We start from the raw sequence: 18,631 nt of genomic DNA, 5'->3' as shown, positions 1-18,631 counted from the left end.
GAGCCGATTCCTAAACCTTAAATATATAAAAAACTAAAGCCTTATTTCATTACCTAGACCGACGATCAGAACGGCTGCTTCTCTCGCTGCGTGCTGCTGAACGACTAGGGGCGGAGCTGCTACTACGGCTTTCGAAGCTACGGCTCTGCGACCGGCTTTCCACTCGGGGGGCCGATTGCCTTTGCGCTTGTACCTCTCTGGCACGTCTTTGAGCTTCGGCCTGGCGTTGCTGTTGTTGCTGTTGAACACTACGCTGTCTAGCCTCAGCGGCTCTTTGCTGTTGTTGGGCGGCTTCATTTCGCTGCCTCATTTCCGAAATACGTGCCTGACGTTCCTGCTCACTGCGCTGTCTTGCCTCACGGGCTCTTTGCTCATGCTCCACCCTTTGTCTTTGCATTTGCTCCGTACGGCCTATATTATTTTCCCTCGTTCTGGACGCGTTATCAGTAATACGACGGTTATTATTACTTCTTATATCATTATTCCCTACGGCTCCTCTGTTTTGAATGGCATCTTCCCTACGTGGAGGAGTATTCACCCGCACATTTCTATCCCTGCTTAATTCGGAACGATTAGTATTACGCGAATTATTTCCATCGTTTCTTGCCTGACTAGGGGCTATAGCACTCCTATCATAACGTTGCACGGTTCGAGGAGCATAAGTAGCTTTACTGCTTCTTTCGACAGTAGGTCTATACACCGATACCGCATTCCTACTCAATGATGCCCTTCCCGGCCTATCAGAATTACGTACGCTCAAAGGGCGTATACGTCCAGTATATCTTTCCACATCGGTTCTGCGTGGGCCTGAGATATAATGTCCGCCTCTGCCACCTCGGTTACCATGATAGTGGATGATAGTGGTACGATTAATAATGGTAACATTATTGCGATACGGATAGTAGTACCTAGAAATATACCGCGAAGTCATATAACGACTGGGAGCAAATGTCCAGTAGTCGTAAGGCGGATTGTATGTTCCTATTCCAATGGAGATACTGATACCCGGACGCAATGGTGCCCAGCCAAAGTAATCACCACCACCACGCCATACTACCCATGCCGGGGCCCAATCATATCCAGGAACCCACAACCATCCATAAAAGGGATCGTAAAACCAGCGACCATAATGAAATGGAGCCCACCCCCACTCATAATCCGAATACCACATCCATTCATAATCGTTGGTATAAATCCAATAACCGTTGGTTGCATAAGGACGGAAATTAGCTCCTACTCGAGGACGCCAAGTATAACCGTATTCTGGATAATCGATCCATTCTCCGTAAGGACTCAGAGCATCGTAGAAGGTCTGGAAGCTTATACTTACGCCTACCCGAGGTTGTGCTTCAACGGGACGTGCCATCAATGCACCTACCAACACCAATACTCCTAGTCCCAACGATTTTATAATTCTTTTCATTATCGAAACGTTTTATTGCTGTTACAAATATTGTTTGAGCTGCGCGCTTCTGTATTAATGACGCATAGATTGCTGTAAAGTTGCTTGAACCGCTCTTAAATTATTTTTCCTAATTCTTTTTAGGATAACTTTTGCATTTAGAAATCGCGACCCACGTAAGAAACCTTTGAATATCAGGATGCTACAAGAAAACCTTCCCTCACAAAAAAATTTAGGAGCGAAGCATAAGAATTGGCATATTTGTAGCATAAATGACCGTTGATTATTACGAAATATTACAAATATCTCCTACCGCCACATTGGCTGAAATCAAAACAGCCTATAGAAGACTAGCACATCTTTATCATCCTGATAAAAATCCGGGTAATAAAAGAGCTCAGGCGCATTTTGAACTGATTAAAGAAGCTTACGAAATACTGTCTAATCCAGCTAATAAAGAACAATATTTACAGGATAGATGGCTTGCCAAAGCACAAGGTAATCCCTTTCAAAATGCGATTATCACCCCCGAAAACATCCTTACCGAAGTACTGGATACCAGTACCCGGCTAAGTTATATTGACCAGTATCGCATGAATAAAGAAGGCGTTAAAACCGAACTGCTTGAATTGTTATCCGATAGAAACATAACGATATTACAGGAGCACAATGAGATTTCCATTAATGACGCAATCGTGAGTGAATTTTTACGCATCATCAATATTTTGCCTGCAGTAGATGAGCTTGCTTTATTAGAAAGGGTACGCTTAATTCCTTCTAATCATACCGAAACGCTTAAAAAAAGAGAAAACACACTGCAATCAAATATGTTTTGGGAAAACTGGAAGCCTGCTTTCATTTTATTGATGGTAATTTTACTGTGCCTGCTTATCTGGAGTAATGCTATCCGATAAATTCCTGCGAATCTGCTTTATAAATTTTATCTTTCATAAATAAAATAAGCAATATGATTCCTATTGGAGATGATAACACCGGTCGTACTATAACTCCGTTCATTAATTATTTGCTTATTATCATTAACGTGGTCGTTTTCATATTTGCCCAAAGATTAGGTTCCAACGAGGCGTTTCTGATGAGCTACGCACTTATTCCTGAAGAAATACTTACAGGAAGAGATATTGTAGGAGGTGGTCTTTTGCATACTCCCATCAACATATATGGCACCATATTCACTGCAATGTTCATGCACGGTAGTATTGCCCATATTATAGGTAATATGTTATATCTCTCGATTTTTGGCGATAATCTGGAAAACGCCATGGGACATTTACGCTATCTTATTTTTTATCTATTATGCGGCGTGTTGGCATCCGCAGCCCATGTATTTATGGCCTACTATACTCATAGTGGTCTGTATATTCCCTGTATTGGCGCTTCGGGTGCTATATCGGGCGTCTTGGGAGGTTATATGATATTGTTTCCCCGCAATAGTATTCGCATGTTCGTTTTTCCCTTTGTTATAAGGGTGAATGCTTTTATAGCACTAGGACTGTGGATAGCCCTACAAGTGTTAGAAGGTATGGGCAACTTGGGTAGAGAAGGCGGCGGAGTAGCTTATGCAGCCCATGTAGGTGGTTTTCTAGCAGGATTGCTGCTGGTACGTTTTTTCGCTACTACTCCTCATCCCAAAACTAAGTACAGACGCTATTAGCTTTTCTTTTAAACAATATATTGCATCTTCGCATTCTAACCTATATTATAAACTTTATTTCAATTAACAACATTAAGCATTTTGTATGAAGTACATTTTTTCAACTATTGTAATCTGGTGTTCCGTACTCTTTGTGTATGGTCAGGATAGTAATACCTACTGGCAGCAAGATGTAGATTACACAATAAATGTTACACTTGATGACAAAGCCAATGCCCTAAAAGGCAACATCAGCATTCAATACAAAAATAATTCGCCGGAAACCCTGAACTACATCTGGTTTCACATCTGGCCTAATGCCTATAAACACGACAGCACCGCTTTGTTCCAGCAAATAAAAACTGATCCTACCTCACAAGAAGATTTATCGAGCATTACTTATGGATATATCGATGGACTCAACTTTAAAGTAAACGGCAAAGCAGCGAAAACCGAACCGCACAGCAATCCTCAATATATCGACATTATTAAAGTAGTACTCCCAAAAGGATTAAAACCGGGAGAGTCTACCAATATTCAAACAGATTTCTACGTAAAACTCCCCTCCTATTTTTCACGATCGGGTTATGCCGATGGTCAGTTCATGGCTACCCAATGGTATCCCAAACCCGCAGTGTTTGATAAAAAAGGGTGGCATGAGTTTCCTTATCTAAGCATGGGTGAATATTACAGTGAATACGGAAACTTTAAAGTAAATATTACACTTCCGGGAGAATATGTAGTAGGTGCTACCGGTGTGCTAGAAAATGAAGACGAACGGGAGCAATACAAAAAAATAGGCACATTCAACGCTACCTACCGCGATACAGTTCCGCAGTTATACCAGGGCAAGCCCGGCAATAAAACACTTACCTATATTGCGAAAAACGTTCCGGACTTTGCATGGTTTGCAGAAAAGAATGTCGTAATTCAATACGATACATTGGTACTTCCATCAGGAAAAACTGTAGATGTATTTACCTACTATAAAAATAAACCTGAAACTATTTGGAAAAACAGTGTGGACTATGCCAAAGATGCTACCAGATTTTATAGCATGGCTATCGGCGAATACGAATATCCCACCGTGCAAGTTTTTGAAGGCCCTAAAAACAATTCCAGTGGCGGTATGGAATATCCCATGATTACCTTGATTACAGTACCAGGAGCCAGCAAAGAGTATTTGGACGGTGTGATTGCACACGAGATCGGCCACAACTGGTTTATGAGTATGTTGGGGAGCAATGAAAGAGAACACACTTGGCAAGATGAAGGTCTCAACACCTATTATCAGTTTCGATATGAAGCCGAAAAGCACCGATATAACTCCATATTTGGAGATCAAATCCCCCCCGAACTGAAAAAGTTGCCACTGAATCAATTCCAGTCGCTTTTATATAATGCCATGAAACAGATTCCGATGACACAGGTGATTGACCAGCCTGCTGCCAATTTTAAGTCATCAGAAGAATACGGCATTATATCTTATATAAAAACAGCCGTTTGGGTTTACGAGATGGAAAAACGCTTTGGAAAGGATCAGTTGGATGCAGCTTTTCAGCAATACTTTAAAGAGTGGCGGCATAAACATCCGCAACCCGAGGACTTAAAAGCCTCTTTCGAAAAATCGTTAGGTACAAATCTGGACGAGTTTTTCGACAAACTGAAAACAGAAGGGAACCTATAATTTTTATAAGCATCATATAAAAATAGGGAACTATGAATATTGTTTTAAAAGGCCGTAAAGCTTTAGTGGGAGGAGCTAGTCAAGGGTTAGGAAAAGCTATTGCTATGCAGCTTGCAGCCAGCGGTGCATCGGTAACCATTGTGGCGCGCAATGAGGAAAAACTCAAAAAGGTGTTGCAAGAACTTCCCGTGACAGAAGAACAGCAACACGGATATATTGTTGCTGACTTTTCAGACTACGGGCGCTATAAAGCTATCATGAATGACTACTTCAGCAGTCATAGTGTTGATATCCTAATAAACAACACCAATGGTCCTAAAGCCGGAACCGTTAGTGAGCAAACCGATGCTGACTACCAAGCAGCCTTTTCGTTACTTTTCCAAACAGTGCAGTACACTACCAGCCTAGCATTGCAAGCCATGAAGGAAAAGCAGTACGGCCGTATTATTAACCTCACCTCACGCACTGTAAAAGAGCCGGCCGACAATCTGGCCTTATCCAATACCATCCGTGCTGCTGTAGTAGCCTGGGGTAAAACACTAGCACGCGATGTTGGCAAATACAACATTACCGTAAACAATATTCTCACTGGTAATTTTGATACCGAAAGACTGAGAGAATTGTTCACACTACAAGCTCAGGCGCAAAATACCACCCTCGAAGCTATTACACAAAAAGCCGAGGCCGACATCCCACTGCAAAGACTTGGCAAGCCCGAAGAACTTGCCAGTTTAGTAACATTCTTGGCATCAGAACAAGCTTCTTATATCACAGGAACCAGTATTCCGGTAGATGGAGGACTTTTAAAATCAATATAACTCTCATATTTCGAGTTACTACTTTTACTTCAAAACTCTTTCTCCAACGAAAGAGTTTTTTTATTTTTATCGCTCATTATCAATCAAAACAAACAATTATGACTAAACGATTATTCATCGTCCCACTTCTCGCCCCTCTTTTGCTAAAAGCACAAACTCAAGACTCCACGCTTGCAAATAATTTTTCCTCCGACCATCCTACCTTCTTTCAAAGAGATTGGGTAAAAAAAGCAGTGGCGCCAACAATTCTTTTCGGGGCATCTGCTGCAACATGGAATGACAGAGAAAAAATTCGCGAGTTAAGAAACCGCTATATACCCACCTTCCGAAGACATTATGACGACTATTTACAATACGTTCCCGCAGCAACCGTATTTGGTTTAAAGTTTGCCGGCGTTAAAGGACGGAATAATCTGGGAAGAGCCACCTTATCCTATGCCAGTAGTGCTGCCATTATGGCTATTATTGTAAACTCTATTAAGTATACGGCTAAAGTGGAAAGGCCCGATGGTTCTACAAAAAATTCATTCCCCTCTGGCCATACAGCCAATGCCTTTAACAATGCATCCTTCCTACATAAAGAATACGGACTCGTAAATCCGGCTTACAGTATCGGGGCTTATAGTGCTGCTACCTTTACAGCTCTTGGTCGTAACCTTAATAATAGACACTGGATTTCGGACGTGCTGGCCGGTGCAGGAATTGGGATTTTGTCTTCCGAACTGGGTTATTTCTTTATCGACAAGATATATAAAAACAAAGGCGACTACTTAGGGTATAAAGATAGAACCAGTGACAAACCCTCCTTCTTATCCTTGAAAGTAGGTACAGCATTATCTACTACCAATTTCCTGAAGGAATCTGAATTAGATGATAAGAAAGAAACAGGCTTAGAGGCCGGAATAGAAGGAGCCTATTTCTTCACAAAGAACTGGGGGTTGGGTGGTACATTCTCCTTCACCAGTTTCCCAGTGAAAGGAGTGTCCTTTGAATTAGATGATGAACCTGAAACTTATGATATCGTAACACAATCGTTAGGGTTTCTCAATTTCAGTGTAGGCCCCTACTTTTCGCATTCACTCAGCGACAGGTTGCAGCTTATGGTAAAAGGTTCCATGGGCTATTCTAGTGGCGCTAGCGGTAAGATTTTCATTAAAAGCGATCTTATCGATACTCCCACTAATGAACTCGAAATTGCAGATTACAAACCTTCCAATGGTTTCAGATGGGGAGGCGGCACTACGCTCACCTATAAATTCAATAATCGTATTGGGATAACCGCATATGCAGATTATCATAGAATGAACTCAACGGTAAAATATACCTTCAATGATATCATTGCCGATGATGATATGGACGAGAATCTCAATGCTCAGGCAAAGGAAAAAATGAACTATGTAGGATTAGGTTTAAAACTAACTGCATTTTTCTAATTAAGCGTCACAGCATTAATAGCTATTTCCCGGAACGGAATCTTGCAAAGTATCACTACTTCAGATTACCTTTCCGGGATTTTTATTAGGGTAATATTTGCAATATGCTTTGTACATTCTACCTACCTTTGCGCATTAATCAGTGTTCATCAATACTGATAATTGAAGGATTGAGTATAATTTGAGTCATGCATTACGTATCTGCGGAATCTTTAGAAAAAAGCTATGGCATCCAGCCTTTGTTTTCCAATATCTCGTTTCACATTGAAGAAGGCGATAAAATTGCTCTTGTAGCCCGCAACGGAACCGGTAAGTCTACCTTACTAAAAATACTGGCAGGCAAGGAAACACCCGATAATGGAAAGCTATGGATTCATAAAGATGTAGATATCGTACTTTTCGAACAGGAGCCCGATTTAGACCCTGAAAAAACAATTGCAGACAATATTTTCTTTCATAACAGCCCGGTCATAGAGGCCATTAAAAAGTATGAATCGGCCAGTGAAAGTAATAATCCCGATCTCATAGCCGAAGCCCTTGTGGCTATGGATGAATTGCAGGCATGGGATTTTGAGGCAAAAGTGAAGCAGATTTTTGGCAAGCTCAACATTCATCAGCTCGACACCTTAGTGAAACATCTCAGTGGTGGACAAAAGAAGAGAGTGGCATTAGCCAAAACGCTTATTGATATCGGTTTTGAGCATAAACATATACTACTGATTATGGACGAGCCTACCAACCATCTGGATGTAGAGATGGTAGAATGGCTGGAACATTATCTTAATAAAGAAAATCTTACGCTTTTACTGGTTACGCACGACAGATATTTTCTCGATGCTGTATGCAACGAAATATGGGAAATGGATGGCGGCAATCTATATGTACATAAAGGAGATTATGAAAATTATCTAGAAAAAAAAGCACAGCGGATAGAAAACGAACAAGCCAGTATCGATAAGGCCAAAAACCTTTACCGCCGCGAATTGGAGTGGATGCGCCGACAACCCAAGGCTCGTACCACCAAGGCGCGCAGCAGAGAAGAGAACTTCTATAGCATTGAGAAGAAGGCGAAGCAAAAAATTGTAGATGAGCAGTTGCAATTACAAATGAAGATGAATCGCCTAGGAGGTAAGGTAGTAGAGATGAAAAAAGTGTATAAATCTTTCGGCGAGAAAAAAATATTGGCAGGCTTCGATTATACTTTTAAAAAAGGGGAGCGCGTGGGTGTTGTTGGTAAAAATGGTGTGGGGAAGTCTACATTTCTCAATATCCTGCAAGGCCTCACCCCTCCAGACAGTGGTAAAATCAACATCGGAGATACAGTTGTATTTGGCAATTACTCGCAGCAGGGGCTGGAGCTAAAAAACGACATGCGGGTTATTGAATTTGTAAAAAGTATTGCAGAAAATTTTCCGCTAGCCAAAGGTGGTACTTTAAGTGCCGCACAATTTTTAGAGCTCTTTCTGTTTAATGCAGAAAAACAATATTCCTACATCAGTAAATTAAGTGGAGGTGAAAAACGCAGGCTGCATCTACTTTCAGTATTGTTTAAAAACCCTAATTTCTTAATACTGGACGAACCTACTAATGATCTTGACCTTCCTACGTTGGGTGTGCTGGAAAATTTTCTAATGGAATTCCCGGGGTGCCTGCTGATCGTAAGTCACGACCGCTACTTTATGGACCGCTTGGTAGACCATTTGTTGGTTTTTGAGGGGGATGGCGTCATCAGAGATTTTCCCGGCAACTATACCCAATACCGATTGGAAGAAGAGGTTAAAAAACAAGTTGCTAGTACCGTTCAGGCAACTTCAAAAACGGCTCAGCATGGCTCCCCTGCTTCTGAAAAGAGAAAGAAAGTATCCTTTAAGGATAAACGCGAGTTTGAACTATTGGGAAAAGAAATAGAAGCACTTACTCAGGAAAAAGATTCCATTACCGAACAACTCCATCAAGGCAACCTACCTTACGAGACATTGCAACAATTATCGGAAAGGATTGCAGAGATTACCTCCCTGTTAGACGAGAAGGAATTGCGCTGGTTGGAATTGAGCGAACTCATCGAAGGTTAATCCCTTGAAATCCTTATCAACACTGCCTTTCATGTGACAAAACAGTTTTGGAGACAAGAAAATTCGTCCTAATATGAATCTTAAAATTGAAAACATTTATATACATTTACCCGCAGACCCTATACGGATAAGATGATAACAGAATCTTCAAAATCAATCAATTACTTCCGTATAACTGTCGTTTTTGTTCATTGGGCTCTTTAAAATAACATGTTATGACAGGATGGTGCAGAACTGTAAATGAACAAGGTTTATAAACATTTCACAGCAATAAAAACCTGTACCGTAGAGAGGTATCAACATCCGAAGGCTGACGTTTCCCCTTCAGAAACTATCAGTAATAGGTTTTCACCTCAACATAATGTGGAAACAGTTAAGTCATATATTACATAGGTTATAAAACAATGAAAGAAACATTAGAAACAGATGTTGCACTGATTGGTGGCGGAATTATGACTGCCACACTAGGAATGCTTATCAACCAGTTTGCTTCCGACAAATCCATTCACATATTCGAACGATTGAACTATGTAGCCGGAGAAAGCTCAGATGCATGGAATAATGCAGGAACCGGCCATGCGGCATTATGCGAATTGAATTATACTCCGGAAGATGAGAATGGTGTAGTACGTACAGAAAAGGCACGTTCCATTATGGAACAATTCGAGGTTTCAAAACAGTTTTGGGCCTATCTTATCGAACAAGAAAAATTGGCTAACCCCAAAGATTTTATTCGCTCGGTTCCTCATATGAGCTTCGTAAGAGGTGAAAAAGATGTAGCCTATTTGAGGAAAAGATATGAGGCCCTTCAGGGGAGCGCTCTTTTCCAGCATATGGAATACACCGAAGATCCTGAAGTAATCAAGAAATGGGCCCCCTTAATCATGGAAGGGCGTGATCCCTCCGAAAAAATTGCAGCCACTTATTCTGCACTGGGTACCGACGTAAACTTTGGAGCCATTACGGGCGCGCTTATCCGTTCATTACAAAGCAGCGGTAAAGCGCATCTACATTTACAACATGAAGTAAGGAATCTCGAACAACAAAGAGATAAACGCTGGCGGCTCAGGGTAAAAGATCTGAATACCGGAAAAAAATTCAATGTAGTAGCCAAATTCGTGTTCATCGGGGCAGGAGGCGGATCTCTGGAATTGCTTCAAAAATCCGACATACCAGAAGGCAAGAAATACGGAGGTTTTCCTGTAGGTGGACAATGGCTCGTGTGCAAGAATCCCGATGTTAGTAACAAACACCACGCAAAAGTATACGGACAAGCCGAAGTGGGCGCACCTCCTATGAGCGTACCGCATTTGGATGCCCGTATGATCGATGGCAAAAAAGCCTTGCTGTTTGGACCTTTCGCCACTTTCTCTACAAAGTTTCTGAAAGAGGGGTCTTACTGGGATTTATTTGGCACCGTTAAGTATTGGAATATCTTTCCGCTCATCAAAGTGGGCATTAAAAATCTCGATTTGGAGAAATATCTCATTCGTCAATTAAGCCTCACTTTTGAAGAAAGAATAGAAGTACTGAAACGCTTCTATCCTGAAGCGAATCCGGCCGACTGGAAACTACAGCAAGCAGGTCAAAGAGTACAGGTCATTCATAATGATGAAAACAATGGTCCCTCTCTGCAGTTCGGAACCGAAATCGTAACTTCTGCCGATGGCACATTATCTGCACTACTGGGAGCATCCCCGGGAGCATCCACCGCGGTATCCATTATGCTGAGACTCCTGCAAAGATGTTTCCCCGATAGAGCAGAAGCCAATATGGAACGCTTGCTGAAGATCATTCCTTCCTTCGGTCAAAATCTGGAAGATAATCCTCAACTACTAGCTGAAGTAAGAGCCCGTACCAGTAAAGTACTGGAACTGGATGTCTAATAAAAAGTACCGCAGGTGTTACAGCCTGCGGTACATGATATATGCGTTGGTATACCCGTTTGTTTGGTGATTAAACGCCTCCGGAATTTCTCCTATAATTTCAAATCCGATTTTTTTCCAAAGGTTGACTGCATTGGTATTGCTGGCAACCACAATATTAAATTGCATCGCTCTGTATCCCAGTTTACGAGCTTCTTCTATAGAATACAATCCCATAGTTTTTCCTACGCCTAATCCTCGCGCCTCCGGAGCGGTCATGTAAGCTGCATTGGCAATATGTGAGCCTAGACCAGGGTGATTATCTTTAATGATAAAGGTACCTACAACTCGATCATCTATGGTGGCCACATAAGTATGTTTGTCCTTGCTACACCAGAATGCTAGCATGTCTTCTCTAGAGGATTTTGGATCAAATACATAAGTGTCGCCACTGGCAATTACTTTTCGAATAATATCCCATATGGCATCTTCATCTTCGGGACGGGACTTTCTAATCGCAATCATAATGTGGGTTTAAAGGTTAACAAAATAGCATGCTTGTTACTGCAAATGTGCAGATAACAATGACACAATTTCTTGCTGAATACTTAAGGATTTGTCTGCATTGTAATAGTTCTGCAGTGTAACAATCATTTCATCCAAGGAAGCTTTACGAGCTGCTAACGATAAATATAACTCCTGCCCTTGCTTAGGACGCGGTCCCCAATAAAACAGTTCATCTCCTTCTGCATTACGTACGATTAAGATGGGTATGGATCGAGAGCCGTTGGTCAAATATTTATCAATTTCGGAGCCGCTGTCACGCAACTGAAACCATAAGGTAATCTTATTATTTAATGTGCTCATTAGATAAATAATCGGTACAATGTGCGCAGCGTCGCCACACCAAGGTTCGGTAATCACTACCCACTGCTGAGGAGTATTAATTTGTTTGATTGCAGCAACTGTTTCTTGAGTTAAAGGATTAGCTTTCAACCAGCGCCTCTGACGCGCTTCATTCATTTTTGTGTAATGATGATAATCCGGTTTATCATATGGAGGTTGTGTATAATGTCCATTTACAATTTCTTGCATATAGTCCACATACTCCTTCCAGTTCAATGCACGCATAAACGATCTTCAATAATTTAGTTATAGTCTACTTTTATCTGCCAGTTCACTTGGTTTGACAAAAATTCAATCAGCTCATTGTTCATCTCAAACCCCTTTCCATTAGACAACAGCTCTATTTGCAAGCCATCTTCCTCATCAACAATGGAAAAAGTGAGTTTCGCCGAACCTCTGTGAACTCTAAGATTTTGATGCATGAATTGTATCATCTCATTTGTAACATCAGCAGCAGGCAGCTGAATCGTCAGGCCTTTGGTAAAATTTTTCTTCACACTTTCGGCCAGACAAATGGAGGAAATTTTAAAATCGAACTCTCCGTTAAATCTTTGTTTATAGTAACCCTGGATAAATACAATGTTATCGGGCTGTAGCAATTGAGCAAACTTGATATAATCCTCCGAAAACAGCATCAATTCAAGTTTCCCGCTATAATCCTCGATCACAAAACTACCGAACTTGCTTCCTGTTTTGGAGATACGATGTTGCGCGTCGCTCACCAATCCCATAACTCGAAAAACTTTGGAAGATTTTATTTCTTCCGGTTCTTTCAGTTTATATTCATTTACATGTGCAATGGGCGTAATACCGTAATACTCCATTTCAAATCGATAATCATCCAAGGGATGACCACTAATAAATACGCCTGTAACCTCCTTCTCTTTACCCAGCTGCACCACCAAAGGCCATGGGGAACAATCCGGAATTTTGGGCGGCTCAATTTCCATTGATGTGCCTAGGTCACCGAACAATGTATTGGTCTGCGTCTGTGCCTGGGTTTGACAAACCTGACCATACTTGATAATCTTCTCTAGTCCGTTGGTATTATCATTCGGCGGAGTAAAGAAATACTGTGCCCTGTGTACTTCTTTAAAGCAATCGAAAGCACCGGCATAGGCCAGGCTCTCCATGGTTTTTTTATTTACCGTACGAAGGTTGACACGTTTTACCAAATCAAATATGGAGGTATAGGGCCCTTTTTGCCGTTCTTCAATAATGCTTTCCACGGCAGCTTCTCCCACCCCCTTCAATCCACCGAGACCAAAACGAATTTCACCTTTTTTATTTACGGTAAACCCTTTTCTCGATTCGTTGATATCCGGTCCCAGCACTTTTAGTCCCATACGCTTACACTCTTCCATAAAGAAGGTGATTTTTTCTAACGATCCCGCATGGTTCAGTACAGCGGCCATGTATTCGCTAGGATAGTGTGCTTTCAGGTATGCTGTCTGATAAGCCACAAAAGCATAGCAGGTAGAGTGAGACTTGTTGAACGCATATTGCGCAAAAGCTTCCCAGTCGGACCAAATTTTTTCCAGTACGTCGATAGGATGCCCGTTCTTCACCGCACCATCGATGAACTGTTTCTTCATCTTATCCAGTACGGCTTTTTGTTTTTTACCCATCGCCTTACGCAGTACATCCGCATCACCCTTACTAAAGCCGGCCAGTTTCTGACTCAATAGCATCACCTGCTCTTGGTAAACGGTAATGCCATAGGTTTCTTTCAAATATTCTTCCATCTCCGGCAAGTCGTACACCACTTCTTCGCGGCCATGCTTACGATCGATATAGTTAGGAATATACGCCATAGGACCCGGACGATACAAGGCGTTCATGGCAATAAGGTCGTCGAAGCGGTCGGGCTTCAGCTCACGCAAGTATTTCTGCATACCGGCACTTTCGAACTGGAATGTACCGTTGGTTTCGCCTCTTTGATATAGTTTATAGGTTTTTTCATCATCCAGCGGAATAGCATCAATATTGATATCCACTCCGTGGTTCAATTTAATCATCTCCAGAGCATCTTTAATGATGGTAAGGGTTTTAAGCCCAAGGAAGTCCATCTTAATTACCCCGGCCTCTTCAATTACACTACCTTCAATCTGTGTTACCCAAAGATCAGAGTCCTTAGCTGTACTCACCGGCATCAACTCAGTAAGGTCTTTGGGCGCAATGATAATACCCGCAGCGTGGATACCTGTATTCCGTACAGAGCCTTCCAAAATTTCGGCTTCGTGTAGTACCCTTCCCTGCAGGGTATCGCTATTATATATTTCTCTGAGTTTTTTTACATTTTCTAGGTCGTCGGAGCCTAATCCTTCTTTTTCACTCAGCGATTTCTCGCCGTCTTTGGAAGTTAAGGGTGCATGTAATACACGTTTAAGACTGATACCCGGTTTTTCGGGAACCAGCTTCGCCAATGCATTCGATTCAGGCAAAGGCAAATCCATTACGCGCGCCACGTCCTTGATACTCATTTTAGCGGCCATGGTACCATAAGTAATGATTTGTGCCACCTGGTTTTTACCGTATTTCTGTACTACATAATCAATTACTTTCTGACGACCCTCATCATCAAAGTCGGTATCGATATCGGGCATGCTTTTACGGTCGGGGTTGAGGAAACGCTCAAACAGTAGATTATACTTTATCGGGTCGATATTAGTAATACCAATACAATAGGCTACTACAGAACCTGCTGCTGAACCCCGTCCTGGGCCTATAAACACCCCCTGCTCCCTACCGGCTTTGATGAAGTCACTTACGATAAGGAAGTAACCGGCAAAGCCCATGGTTTTGATGGTAAACAGTTCAAAGTCGATACGCTCCTTTACTTCGGGCGTTAAAGATCCATAGCGTTTCTGAGCGCCTTCATAAGTAAGATGTTTCAGATACTCCCATTGGTTCAGCGAATCGGCCGATACCACTCCCTTGTCCGTTTTTTCATCCTGTTTATGAATCTTAAATTCATCCGGTACAGGAAAGTTGGGGAGCAGAATGTTACGCTTCAAATCCAATAGCTCTACCTTATCCACAATAGCATTGGTATTATCAATAGCCTCAGGAATATCGTGAAAGAGTTCCGTCATTTCCTGTGTGGTCTTAAAATAGAACTGGTCATTTGCAAAAGCAAAGCGCATGTTTTTCATGTTCACCTCCTCATCTGAGAAATCTCCCCGATAAGCAGGTGTAGACTGCTTTTCACCAGTATTGATACACAGCAAAATATCATGCGCGTTAAAATCTTCCCGATCGACATAATGTGCATCATTGCTGGCAATAACGGGAACATTGTATTTAGCAGCAAACTTTAAGAGCACCTGATTTACTTTTTCTTGATCGGGAATATCGTGCCTTTGCAACTCTACATAATAGTCCTCTCCAAACAAATCCAGCCACCACTTAAATTCTTTTTCAGCTTCTTCCTCTCCTTTTCTCAAAATGGCCTGTGGTACTGATGCCCCTAGGCAGCATGTAGTAGCAATCAATCCTTCATGATATTGTAAAATCAGCTCCTTGTCGATACGAGGATATTTTCCGTACAAGCCTTCAATAAATCCGAGTGAGGTAAGTTTGGTTAAACTTTTATACCCCTGCTCGTTCTTTGCTAAGAATATCTGATGATATCTTTTATCCTTTTTATCCTTGGTAAAAATTTTTTCGTGCCTGTTTTCAACCAGATAAAACTCACATCCCACTACAGGTTTCACCTTGGGCTTTCCGTTATCGTCTAAATTTTTGTAAGCTTCTGCCACAAACTGGAAGACGCCGAACATATTACCGTGATCGCTGATAGCCAGTGCAGGCATACCGTCGGCAATAGCTTTTTTATACAGGTTGGAGATGGAAGCTGCTCCGTCCAGTAGTGAATATTGTGTATGTACGTGCAAATGCGAAAACTTCATTATGGATATTTTTTAGCGCTCTGCAATAATATCATTTTTTGAACCATTCGGGCGGTGATATCTTTTGGTTTTCCTCCGCTGCCGCCAAGTGTTATATATCAACAACAACTTTTGTTATTGAGGAACAGTTAAAAAAGGTATTAGTTCTCTCTGCTACAATTTTTTCTGGCCCATTCAACAAAATTTAATTTTTTTCAATGAAACTTAAAGCTCCTTTATCCATTTTTTAATACATTTATTTTTTCATAACAAAATATCACAACGCTTGTCATGGATACCAGAAGAGATTTTATTAAAAAAGCCATGCTGCTTTCGGGAGCGGCCGGTGTTTCTGCCTTTATACCGGATTCGATTAAAGCAGCGCTTGCCATAGATCCCGCACCAGGAAGTACCTTTTTGGATGCGGAGCACATTGTAATACTAATGCAGGAAAACCGTGCCTTCGACCATAGCTACGGCACGCTGAGAGGTGTAAGAGGTTTTAACGACCCTCGTGCCATTACATTGCCCGATAATAATCCCGTTTGGTTTCAGACCGATGAACACGGCGATATTTATGCCCCATTCCGACTGGATATCAAAAACTCTAAAATTACTTGGATGGGAGATCTACCGCACTCACGCCATAGTCAGGTAGATGCTCATAATCAGGGGAAATATGATAAGTGGCTATTGGCCAAAAAATCGGGCAACAAAAAATATGCTTCCATGCCCCTTACTATGGGATACTACACTCGGGAAGATATACCCTTTTATTATGCGCTGGCAGATGCCTTTACCATTTGTGACCAAAATTTCTGCTCGGCAATGACCAGCACCACGCCTAACCGCTCCTTTTTTTGGACAGGCAATATTATGAGTGAGGAAAACGGTCTGCAAAAAGCCAATATTCGAAATACCGATTACGGTCATGCGAAAATGCGCTGGAAGAGCTTTCCTGAACTGCTCACAGAAAACAATATCGATTGGAAATTCTATCAAAACGAAATTTCCTGTGGAGGCGGATTTAAAGGAGAAGAACGCTCCTGGCTGGCCAACTTCGGATGTAACTTACTAGAGTTTTTTGCGGCATATAATGTAAAATTTACCCCTCGATACATACAAAGCCTTATCAACCAAATAGAAACCCTTCCTGGGGAAATCAATGCCCTACAACAAGCAAGCCCTGGTGAAATGGATGAAGAAAAAAATAAGGCTGCCATACGCGACAAACAAAAAGCGCTGGATAATGCACGTGCAGAATTTGCCAAATGGAATAAAGAAAATTTTGAAAAACTCTCCGAAAAAGAAAAAGAACTATTCCGCAGAGCTTTTACCACTAATATCGGAGACCCCAATTATCGTAAACTCACCAAATTTAAATACATCGACAACGGTAAAGAACGTGAATTAGAAGTACCAGCCGGAGACATCTTTTATCAGTTCCGTAAAGATGTAAAAGAAGGCAAACTACCCACCGTATCTTGGCTAGCTGGTCCCCAGAAGTTTTCCGATCATCCCAGTGCCCCCTGGTACGGAGCCTGGTATATTTCGGAAATATTAGATATTCTCACCCAAAATCCCGAGGTATGGCGTAAAACCATTTTCATCATCACTTACGATGAAAACGACGGATACTACGATCATATACCGCCTTTCTCTATTTCAGACAACAAAGTGCCGGGTACAGGAAAATGTGCTCCAGAAATAGACACCGAAATAGAACATGTGCGCTTTGAGAACGAAGTAAAACAAGGTATTCCACCCGGCCAAGCACGGGAAGCCCCTGTGGGACTAGGTTTTAGAGTGCCGATGATCATTGCATCCCCTTGGACACGCGGTGGAAAAGTAAACTCTCAATTATTCGAGCACACCTCCACTTTGCAATTCCTAGAATACTTCTGCAGTAAAAAATTCAAAAAAAATATCCGGTTTGAAGGTATCAACCCATGGCGGAGAGCTATCAGCGGCGATCTTACCTCCGTTTTCAGTGCCTATAAGGAAAATGATAAAAAGGTAGATTTTGTGGACCGCGATGAATTTATTAAAACCATCTATAACGCAAAATTCACTCCCGAACCGGCCGGATTTAAAAAAACCAATAAATCCGATCTAGAAAAAGGAAATTATTCCGCCTGGTTGCCCAAGCAAGAAGCCGGTACCAAACGGGCTTGCCCCATTCCTTATGAGCTCTACGTGAATGGCCGCTTGAGCAAGGATAAAAAAACATTCTCGATTAATTTTGAAGCCTCCAAAAAATATTTCGGAGAACGTGCTGCCGGATCTCCGTTCCGGGTTTATGCAATGGGCAAACACAAAGCATTGGCGAATCCCCAAGAATATGAAGTAAACCGTTCTTGGAATTATACGGTGGCGGCAGGTTATAAATTGGAAGACAGTTGGAAACTGGAAGATTTTGCAACCGGTGCTTATCATTTGCGAGTGTACGGCCCCAATGGCTTCTATCGCGAATTCATTGGTGATGCTCAGGATGCTCAGGATCCCCAGATTACCATCCACTGTGGCTACCAACATCAACGCCGTCTTACAGGTAATGTAGAGTTATCTATTTCCAATGAAGGCACCACAGAACAGGTGGTAGAAATTATTGATAATGCCTATGGCAATGCGCCTATTGTACAAAAAGTGGCCGCCGGAAAAACCGTCAACATTATTCTCAATCTTACCAAATCTCATAGCTGGTACGATTTTACCGTAAAATCGAGAAATAAGATGCAACAGCGTTTTGCGGGGCATGTGGAAACCGGCGAAGAAAGCATAACGGATCCTTATACTTGTTAAATAAACTAGCACATATTAGATAAAAATTAAAAAAAATAAATTTTATTAAATAAAATAAAAAAATTAAGCCTTTCGCAATATTATAAGCAAGTCAACGTTTATAGT

The 18,631-nt window shown here is 41.7% G+C and carries 12 protein-coding genes; 8 read left to right on the top strand and 4 right to left on the bottom strand.

From position 1 onward, the window contains the following. Positions 1 to 49 precede the first annotated feature (49 nt). Positions 50 to 1,423, bottom strand: coding sequence for a DUF6600 domain-containing protein (locus tag V2H41_RS02150; RefSeq protein ID WP_330973472.1), 1,374 nt, complete (start codon positions 1,421 to 1,423; stop codon positions 50 to 52). Between the two features lie 251 nt (positions 1,424 to 1,674). Here V2H41_RS02150 and V2H41_RS02145 point away from each other — a divergent pair, with 251 nt between their 5' ends. The 7 genes from V2H41_RS02145 to mqo all read left to right on the top strand — a co-directional run bounded on the left by V2H41_RS02145 (position 1,675) and on the right by mqo (position 10,949). Next, the gene (locus tag V2H41_RS02145; RefSeq protein ID WP_330973471.1) at positions 1,675 to 2,316 is read left to right on the top strand and encodes a J domain-containing protein; all 642 of its coding nucleotides are present in this window, start codon (positions 1,675 to 1,677) and stop codon (positions 2,314 to 2,316) included. Positions 2,317 to 2,369: 53 nt separating this feature from the next. After that, the gene (locus tag V2H41_RS02140; protein WP_330973470.1) at positions 2,370 to 3,074 is read left to right on the top strand and encodes a rhomboid family intramembrane serine protease; all 705 of its coding nucleotides are present in this window, start codon (positions 2,370 to 2,372) and stop codon (positions 3,072 to 3,074) included. Positions 3,075 to 3,159: 85 nt separating this feature from the next. Beyond that, a complete protein-coding gene (locus V2H41_RS02135; RefSeq protein ID WP_330973469.1) occupies positions 3,160 to 4,740 on the top strand; it encodes a M1 family metallopeptidase in 1,581 nt (526 codons plus the stop codon). A 32-nt stretch (positions 4,741 to 4,772) separates the two neighbouring features. Beyond that, the gene (locus V2H41_RS02130) at positions 4,773 to 5,558 is read left to right on the top strand and encodes an SDR family oxidoreductase (protein WP_330973468.1); all 786 of its coding nucleotides are present in this window, start codon (positions 4,773 to 4,775) and stop codon (positions 5,556 to 5,558) included. A gap of 98 nt (positions 5,559 to 5,656) precedes the next feature. After that, a complete protein-coding gene (locus V2H41_RS02125; RefSeq protein WP_330973467.1) occupies positions 5,657 to 6,991 on the top strand; it encodes a phosphatase PAP2 family protein in 1,335 nt (444 codons plus the stop codon). Between the two features lie 188 nt (positions 6,992 to 7,179). After that, positions 7,180 to 9,063: an ABC-F family ATP-binding cassette domain-containing protein gene (locus V2H41_RS02120; protein WP_330973466.1), complete on the top strand. Its 1,884-nt coding sequence runs from the start codon at positions 7,180 to 7,182 to the stop codon at positions 9,061 to 9,063. A 404-nt stretch (positions 9,064 to 9,467) separates the two neighbouring features. Next, complete coding sequence (gene mqo / locus V2H41_RS02115) at positions 9,468 to 10,949, top strand: malate dehydrogenase (quinone) (protein WP_330973465.1); 1,482 nt, start codon at positions 9,468 to 9,470, stop codon at positions 10,947 to 10,949. 18 nt (positions 10,950 to 10,967) lie between these two features. Here mqo and V2H41_RS02110 read toward each other — a convergent pair whose 3' ends face one another. From V2H41_RS02110 to dnaE, 3 genes are read right to left on the bottom strand one after another with little or no spacing between them, the layout of a single operon-like run. Then, positions 10,968 to 11,453 (bottom strand): GNAT family N-acetyltransferase, encoded by a 486-nt coding sequence (locus tag V2H41_RS02110; protein WP_330973464.1) that lies wholly within the window; start codon positions 11,451 to 11,453, stop codon positions 10,968 to 10,970. A 36-nt stretch (positions 11,454 to 11,489) separates the two neighbouring features. Then, a complete protein-coding gene (locus V2H41_RS02105; protein ID WP_330973463.1) occupies positions 11,490 to 12,059 on the bottom strand; it encodes a thioredoxin family protein in 570 nt (189 codons plus the stop codon). Between the two features lie 17 nt (positions 12,060 to 12,076). Next, positions 12,077 to 15,745 (bottom strand): DNA polymerase III subunit alpha, encoded by a 3,669-nt coding sequence (gene dnaE / locus V2H41_RS02100; RefSeq protein WP_330973462.1) that lies wholly within the window; start codon positions 15,743 to 15,745, stop codon positions 12,077 to 12,079. A 270-nt stretch (positions 15,746 to 16,015) separates the two neighbouring features. On the opposite strand from dnaE, the gene V2H41_RS02095 reads away from it, so the two are divergent. Next, positions 16,016 to 18,526, top strand: coding sequence for a phosphocholine-specific phospholipase C (locus tag V2H41_RS02095; RefSeq protein ID WP_330973461.1), 2,511 nt, complete (start codon positions 16,016 to 16,018; stop codon positions 18,524 to 18,526). Positions 18,527 to 18,631 lie beyond the last annotated feature (105 nt).

Origin of the sequence: Niabella digestorum (assembly GCF_036409055.1) — a bacterium.
GTDB lineage: Bacteria > Bacteroidota > Bacteroidia > Chitinophagales > Chitinophagaceae > Niabella > Niabella composti.
The sequence above is the reverse complement of the archived record's forward strand: the minus strand, read 5'-3'. Positions and strand labels throughout refer to the sequence as shown.

Bases quoted from the DNA above. Each gene is read 5' to 3' on its own strand.
- V2H41_RS02110 (WP_330973464.1), bottom strand. From the start codon at position 11,453: ATGATTGCGATTAGAAAGTCCCGTCCCGAAGATGAAGATGCCATATGG.
- V2H41_RS02140 (WP_330973470.1), top strand. From the start codon at position 2,370: ATGATTCCTATTGGAGATGATAACACCGGTCGTACTATAACTCCGTTC.
- V2H41_RS02125 (WP_330973467.1), top strand. From the start codon at position 5,657: ATGACTAAACGATTATTCATCGTCCCACTTCTCGCCCCTCTTTTGCTA.
- V2H41_RS02150 (WP_330973472.1), bottom strand. From the start codon at position 1,423: ATGAAAAGAATTATAAAATCGTTGGGACTAGGAGTATTGGTGTTGGTA.
- V2H41_RS02145 (WP_330973471.1), top strand. From the start codon at position 1,675: ATGACCGTTGATTATTACGAAATATTACAAATATCTCCTACCGCCACA.
- V2H41_RS02130 (WP_330973468.1), top strand. From the start codon at position 4,773: ATGAATATTGTTTTAAAAGGCCGTAAAGCTTTAGTGGGAGGAGCTAGT.
- V2H41_RS02120 (WP_330973466.1), top strand. From the start codon at position 7,180: ATGCATTACGTATCTGCGGAATCTTTAGAAAAAAGCTATGGCATCCAG.
- V2H41_RS02135 (WP_330973469.1), top strand. From the start codon at position 3,160: ATGAAGTACATTTTTTCAACTATTGTAATCTGGTGTTCCGTACTCTTT.
- dnaE (WP_330973462.1), bottom strand. From the start codon at position 15,745: ATGAAGTTTTCGCATTTGCACGTACATACACAATATTCACTACTGGAC.
- V2H41_RS02105 (WP_330973463.1), bottom strand. From the start codon at position 12,059: ATGCGTGCATTGAACTGGAAGGAGTATGTGGACTATATGCAAGAAATT.
- V2H41_RS02095 (WP_330973461.1), top strand. From the start codon at position 16,016: ATGGATACCAGAAGAGATTTTATTAAAAAAGCCATGCTGCTTTCGGGA.
- mqo (WP_330973465.1), top strand. From the start codon at position 9,468: ATGAAAGAAACATTAGAAACAGATGTTGCACTGATTGGTGGCGGAATT.